This window comes from Streptomyces sparsus, assembly GCF_054776295.1.
Genome location: NZ_BAAHCA010000255.1, coordinates 1 through 5,786, shown reverse-complemented (window position 1 = coordinate 5,786; position 5,786 = coordinate 1). Strand labels below are relative to the sequence as shown.

Below are 5,786 nucleotides of genomic sequence, written 5' to 3'. Positions count from 1 at the left end.
TGGAGGACATGCAACCGTCTCTGCTCAGGCGCACAGGCACGGCTGCACGCGCATCATGAAGGACTCCGCCAGGGGCCCTGCGTGGTTCGCCCGGTCCGGAAGTGTTCTGCGGGAAGGTCGACGACTGCTGGGCCGCCGGTCGGGCATCATTGCCCGGAGGTCTGAGAGTGCCAGAGGGCTCAGTGGGGTGCCCGTCACGGCGGATTGATGCAGCAGTCACCAGTAACCGCAGCGTCGACCACGTCCGACTCTATCCCAACGTGAGAGATAAGCGCTTCGTCACCTGGGGAGACCAAGGCGAACGGGCCCGTCGACCTTGTGATTCGCCTCACGTGACACCGGCGGGCCCCGCGCGTCCGAACGACACACCACAACTCGAGGAGAGCTGGCAGCAATGGCGGAACGGCAGATGCAGATCGGCGAAGCGGCCGAGCGGACCGGTTTGTCCCTGCGCACCATCCGCCACTACGAGGAAGTGGGACTAGTCACCCCCTCCGCCCGCAGCCGGGGAGGCTTCCGCCTCTACACCGAGGAGGACGTCGAACGCCTCATGGTCGTCCGACGCATGAAGCCACTGGACTTCTCCCTGGAGGAGATGCGCGACCTGCTGGACGCCACCGACCGGCTGTCGGCCGCGGACGACCTCGAGCCCGAGCAGCGGGACCGCCTCCGCGAGCGGCTGGACTCCTACCGCAAGATCGCCGAAGCCCGCTGCCAGACTCTGCGCGCCCAACTCCTCGCCGCCGAGGACTTCGCCGCCACCCTCCGCCGCCACCTCAACCCGGACACCTGACCCAGTGGTCCACGCGCCTTCCGGACGTGGACCTCTCCGCGGACCAACTGGCCTCCGAGCAGGTCGTTTTGAGCACCATGGCGGTCACTCCGCGCCGGCCGCGCCAAATCGGCCGTGGCTCAACGGGACCGCGACTCGGGCGTACCCGTCTCCTCACCCCACGCGGAGGACACCGGAAGGCGTGGCAATCGCCCTGGTCGGAACGGTGGAGGAAGCTGCCGTCCCGAGCCAGCACGCGGGCGCCGGCGGGCAGTGTCGTGCGTGGAGGGGGCTCAGGAATCGATCACGGCCGCGACGGCCTCGATCTCGACGAGTTGGTCGTCGTAACCGAGCACGGTGACGCCCATCAAGGTGCTGGGGACGTCATGGTCGGCGAAGGAGTCCCGGACCACCTGCCAGGCGGTCACCAGGTCCTCCTGCCGGCTGGACGCGACGAGGACCCGAGTGCTGATGACGTCCTGAAGTGACGCACCCGCGGCGGCAAGGGCCACCTGCATGTTCTCGATCGCTTTCGCCGCCTGGCCCGCGTAGTCACCGATCGCTGCCGTGGAACCGTCCTTGTTCAGCGGACATGACCCGGCGAGGAAGATCAGGCGTGCCTCAGCGGGCGCCGTGGCCGCGTAGGCGTACTCGGCGACGTCGGACAGGGAGGCGGAGCGGATCAGAGTGATCGCACGGGGCACGGTCGTGGAGCCTTTCTCCTCAGGTGCTGAGCGCGCACATCCTGCCAGCACTCCAGTGGCTCCCGCCTTGCCTTTTTGTGCCGCCCCCGCCGACCGGCGGGGTGCTTCACGCCGAAGGGCGGATACCCCGCGCGCACGCCGATCGGCAGGATTGCAGGCGTTGTTGATCACCACGTGCCCGTTCCGGGCCATCAGCAAGGACGATCATGCCCCGCATCCTGAACCGGTCCCCCCGACGTCACCGGACCACCGCCCGGATACTCGTGGCGGGCTGCACCGCCGGAGCCGTACTGCTGACCACAGCCGTGGCGCAGGCGGACAGCGGCACCGTGCCCGTCGCTAGCGTCGTGCAGGCGGCCGAGGCGGTGGAACGCGTCACCGGCACCACGGACCTCGTGCCCTCGACCGCACGGGGCGACGGCGTCGCCCACGCCGAGGTGCCCGGGGACGGGCACACCGCCCGCATCACCGCGCCCGCCACCGCGAACGGTTCGGTGGAGTCCACGTACGGCGACGACACCGTCCGGCTCGGTCTGCCCGGCACCGCCCACTCCCCCGCCTCGACGAGCGCCGGCGGCACCGTCGTGTACGCCGACGCGGCCGACGGCTACAACCTCGCCGTGCAACCCAACCAGGACGGCGTGCGCACCCTGATCACGCTCCAGGACGCGGACGCACCGACGGAGTACCGCTTCGCGCTCGACCTGCCGACCGACGCCGTGGCCGAGGAGCTGGAGGACGGCAGCGTCCTGGTCAGCCGGGGCGACGAGTACCTGGGCACCTTCGACACCCCCTGGGCGAAGGACGCGAACGGCGAGGCGGTGCCCACCGACTACCGCGTCGAGGGCGGCGCTCTCGTGCAGACGGTTCGCACCGGGCCGAACACCGCCTACCCGGTCGTGGCCGACCCGGCGTGGTTCATCCCGATCGCCATCGTCGCCGGGCGCCTGCTGCTGTCCACGGGCGTGAAGAGCATCTCCAAGCACGCGGCCAAGCGGATGGCGCAGCGGGGCATCAGCCAGGAGATGGTCGCGCGTACCGTGAAGAACGGGAAGAAGTCCAGGGGCAAGACGGCCGGCACCTGGAAGTACACCAGCGGAAAGATCTGGGTCGTGGTCAACAAGGCCGGCAACGTCGTCTCCGTCGGCCGCAACTGACCGACCTCTGGGGAGCACAACCATGCACATCGAGTACGACCAGGAGAACGACACCGCGTACGTCTCCCTCGTCGCGCACATCACGGACGGGGCCGCGGTCTCGCAGGTCCCCGTCGAGGCACCGGGCGGAGAGGCCGACCTGACCCTCGACTTCGACGAGTCGGGACATCTGCTCGGCATCGAGGTCATCGGCGCCCGCGCCGCCCTCCCGGCCGAACTGCTCAACGGGGGTGCGGCGGGCACCTGAGAAGCCCCCTTCCTCGGCCAGTCAGCTTCAGCGGACCGGGGCGCGCGGTGACAGGAGCGCGAGGTGGAGAGGTGCTCCGCCTCGCGCTCGTGTCGCCGGTTCACGGTTCCCCCCTGCTGGGGGCTCGCGCCGAAGCACGGGTTCCGCGGCCTGTCAGGGTGCGGAGGCGGTCAGGATGCGGAGGCGGTCAGGGTGCGGAGGCGGGTGCTGGCGCAGGTGCGAAGGCGGGCTCGGGTGCCGGCGCGGGGAGCCGGTCGAGGATGTCGAAGTCCAGCCGCAGGCGCGGGTGTCGGAGCAGGCGCAGGATCGCGCCGCGGGTGCAGACCAGGCGTAGACGTCCGTGTCTGCCGTCGGTTCGGGCGCGTGCGCGGTTGAGGAGCCGCACGCCGCTGCAGTCCATGAAGTCGACCGGGCGCAGGTCGATCAACAGGTCGGCATCGCCGGCTCGCGTGAGGCCGTCGAGGCAGTCGGTGATGCCGGGGGCGGTGGACAGGTCGATCTCACCGCACAGGACGACCAGAGTGCAGATTCCGTGGACGCGCACTTCCTGGACACAGACCACTGCATGGGGTGGGGTCATGGGACCCATCTCTCCGAAGGCGGACGTCCAAGAGGACCGATTCGCCAACGGGGTCCGGGCCGGCACTTCGCACCAGAGTAGTCGGCTGCCTGCCTCACCGCCGGGTTTGTGTCGAATAGATGCGCGATCGAAGTCCCCCGCTGCCACCGCGACCGCGAGCTCTTCGCTGCCACCGCCGACCGCGAGTCCCCCGCTGCCACGGCGGCAGGACCGGACACCGTGAGGACGGGCCCTCCCTTGCGGGAGCGTCGTCAGCGGACGCGTCAGGCCCAGTCGGCTCCGTTTCCGTGCAGGCGCAGTCGGCGGGCCAGCACGTCGCGGGCGACGTCCAGGAGGGGCCGGTCGTGGCTGAAGGCGTGGCCGCGCAGCCTGACCAGGGCATGGTCGCAGTTGATCTCCAGTTGGGCCGCGAGCATGCCGGTCGCCTGGTGGACCTCGGCGAAGTGGAGGCCGGGGTCGTCCAGCAGCGGAGTGCCTGGTGACTCGGCACGGGCCGCGATGGCGATGGTGATCTGTGCGACGGTGTCGGCCAGGCCGAAGGCGTCGGTGAGCTCGTCGTTGGACAGCGGACCGGGACGGGTGCGGTGGCCGGTGAGAGCGCCGAGCGCGATGATCCCGATGCGCAGCGGGAAGGAGAACACCGCGCGTACGTCCAGCGCCTCGATGGCGCCCGGCAGGCCGGGCCAACGGTCGGTGGCGGCCGCGGAGGCGTCGGCCACGTCCGGCAGCAGCATCAGGGTGCCGTGGCGGGCGGCGTCCAGGCTGGGGCCCTGGCCCTGGACCCGCTGCAGATCCTCCAGCGCGTGCGTGTGCTCACCGAAGGACTGCACCAGTTCGGGGGTGTCGCCTCCCGGGGACAGCAGCAGGGCGAGACCGTCCAGGCCCAACGACTCCATGCAGGCCGCGAGGGGCAGCGGCGCCAGGCCCGGCCCCTGGTGCGAGTCGAGGGCACGCAGGTAGGCGACCATCTCCGGATGTGTCACCGGAGCCACCCCCGCGAGGTCGACGGACAGGTCAGGCAGCGGCCGGCCCACCAGTCAGTACCGATGGGCGGACGCCTCACCGATCGCGCCGGGGAAGGAGAGACGTGTCGGCCGTGCCCTGCAGGATCTGGCGGGCGATCTCGGTGAGTCGCACCTGGTGATCACGTGCGTGGCGGCGCATGAGGGTGAACGCCTCCTCCACGCTCATGTCGCGGCGGTGCGCGAGAAAGCCCTTGGCCTGCTCGATGATGATGCGGCTGTCCAGAGCGGCCTGCAGTTGCGCGGTCACCGTCATCTGCTCACTCACCGCCCGCTGTTGCAGGACACCGATAGTGGCGGTGTCGGCCAGCGCCTGCCCCAGCCGCAGCTGGGCGTCGTCCAGCGGTCCAGGCCGGTCCCGGAACAGGTTCAGGGCCCCGATCACCTGGTCGTGCAGGCGGAGCGGGGCTGCGACGACCGAGGTGAAGCCCGCTTCCACCGCCCGCGGCGCGAACCGCGGCCACCGCATCCGGGCCGACTGGGTCGCCAGCGACACGTCCGGAACCTGCTTCCTGGTCCGGACACAGTCCCGGCAGGGGCCCTCGTCCCACTCGATGCTGGCCAGCTCCAGCCGGCGCGTGCGCTCGTCCGACGCCGCGGCGTCCACCAGCTGGCCACCGGGAGTGGCGAGCAGCACCCCGGCTGCCGTCACGTCGAGCAGGGCCACGCAGTGCTCGGCGAGCGTGTGCAGGAACCCGATGACGTCGAAGTCCCGCACCAACGTGTCGGCGAGGTCGACAAACGCGGCCGCCAGCTGTTCCTCACGTGGAAGCTCAGGCACACCCCTCACCTCCAAGAGTGATCCCGGCCAGCTTCGCACAGTCGCCGGCCCCGGGCCCAGCCTCGCCCCGTTCGGATGCCTTCACCCGGCCGACACCGTCACGCAGGGAGCCCGCGGATTCACCCACACGTGACGGGGATCACACCAGGAGGAAAACCCGCGACCCGGCTGGGACGTCTAGCGGGGCGTGAGATCAGTCAGGGGAGCGCTGCACGAGCTGGACGAGGAACGTCTCGTCCGGCTCGTGGCGAAGGGCGACCGTGCCGCGTTCGAGGAGTTGTACCGGCGAACGTCGCCGTGGATGGCGGTGCGGCTGCGCCGCCGGTGCGCCGACGAGCAGATCGTCGCGGAGGTCATGCAGGAGACCTACCTGGCGGTGTGGCGCGCGGCGGGTGCGTTCGCCGGGGCCTCTGTCGGAGGGACCGCAACCGGCTGGCTGTGGACGATCGCGGCGCGCCGCCTCGTGGACGCGTTCCGGCGCAGGGCGCACCACGCGGAGCCGCCGGCGGCCGCAGCTCCGCCG

8 protein-coding genes are annotated in these 5,786 nt (G+C 70.8%); 4 read left to right on the top strand and 4 right to left on the bottom strand.

Annotation, left to right across the window (positions count from 1 at the left end):
- The first annotated feature begins 394 nt into the window (after positions 1-394).
- The gene (locus ACYVE9_RS13695; protein ID WP_461028099.1) at positions 395-793 is read left to right on the top strand and encodes a MerR family transcriptional regulator; all 399 of its coding nucleotides are present in this window, start codon (positions 395-397) and stop codon (positions 791-793) included.
- Between the two features lie 272 nt (positions 794-1,065).
- On the opposite strand, the gene ACYVE9_RS13690 is transcribed toward ACYVE9_RS13695, so the two are convergent.
- Positions 1,066-1,476, bottom strand: a complete 411-nt coding sequence (locus ACYVE9_RS13690) for a RidA family protein (RefSeq protein WP_461028098.1) — start codon at positions 1,474-1,476, stop codon at positions 1,066-1,068.
- A 206-nt stretch (positions 1,477-1,682) separates the two neighbouring features.
- Here ACYVE9_RS13690 and ACYVE9_RS13685 point away from each other — a divergent pair, with 206 nt between their 5' ends.
- Together ACYVE9_RS13685 and ACYVE9_RS13680 are read left to right on the top strand one after the other, a co-directional pair.
- Positions 1,683-2,633: a DUF4258 domain-containing protein gene (locus ACYVE9_RS13685; protein ID WP_461028097.1), complete on the top strand. Its 951-nt coding sequence runs from the start codon at positions 1,683-1,685 to the stop codon at positions 2,631-2,633.
- Between the two features lie 22 nt (positions 2,634-2,655).
- Positions 2,656-2,880 (top strand): DUF2283 domain-containing protein, encoded by a 225-nt coding sequence (locus tag ACYVE9_RS13680; protein WP_461028096.1) that lies wholly within the window; start codon positions 2,656-2,658, stop codon positions 2,878-2,880.
- A gap of 187 nt (positions 2,881-3,067) precedes the next feature.
- On the opposite strand, the gene ACYVE9_RS13675 is transcribed toward ACYVE9_RS13680, so the two are convergent.
- The 3 genes from ACYVE9_RS13675 to ACYVE9_RS13665 form a co-directional block, all read right to left on the bottom strand.
- Positions 3,068-3,460, bottom strand: coding sequence for an STAS domain-containing protein (locus ACYVE9_RS13675; protein ID WP_461028095.1), 393 nt, complete (start codon positions 3,458-3,460; stop codon positions 3,068-3,070).
- A gap of 263 nt (positions 3,461-3,723) precedes the next feature.
- Positions 3,724-4,443 carry an ANTAR domain-containing protein gene (locus ACYVE9_RS13670; RefSeq protein WP_461028094.1) on the bottom strand — a complete coding sequence of 240 codons (720 nt, stop codon included), beginning with the start codon at positions 4,441-4,443 and terminating at the stop codon, positions 3,724-3,726.
- A 76-nt stretch (positions 4,444-4,519) separates the two neighbouring features.
- On the bottom strand, positions 4,520-5,263 hold the full coding sequence (locus tag ACYVE9_RS13665) for an ANTAR domain-containing protein (RefSeq protein WP_461028093.1): 744 nt from the start codon (positions 5,261-5,263) through the stop codon (positions 4,520-4,522).
- Between the two features lie 244 nt (positions 5,264-5,507).
- On the opposite strand from ACYVE9_RS13665, the gene ACYVE9_RS13660 reads away from it, so the two are divergent.
- Positions 5,508-5,786 (top strand): RNA polymerase sigma factor (locus ACYVE9_RS13660; RefSeq protein WP_461028100.1); only part of this gene is annotated, 279 nt, incomplete at its 3' end.

Excerpts from the sequence above, each read along its gene's own strand:
- ACYVE9_RS13675 (WP_461028095.1), bottom strand. The coding sequence starts at position 3,460 with ATGACCCCACCCCATGCAGTGGTCTGTGTCCAGGAAGTGCGCGTCCAC.
- ACYVE9_RS13695 (WP_461028099.1), top strand. The coding sequence starts at position 395 with ATGGCGGAACGGCAGATGCAGATCGGCGAAGCGGCCGAGCGGACCGGT.
- ACYVE9_RS13685 (WP_461028097.1), top strand. The coding sequence starts at position 1,683 with ATGCCCCGCATCCTGAACCGGTCCCCCCGACGTCACCGGACCACCGCC.
- ACYVE9_RS13680 (WP_461028096.1), top strand. The coding sequence starts at position 2,656 with ATGCACATCGAGTACGACCAGGAGAACGACACCGCGTACGTCTCCCTC.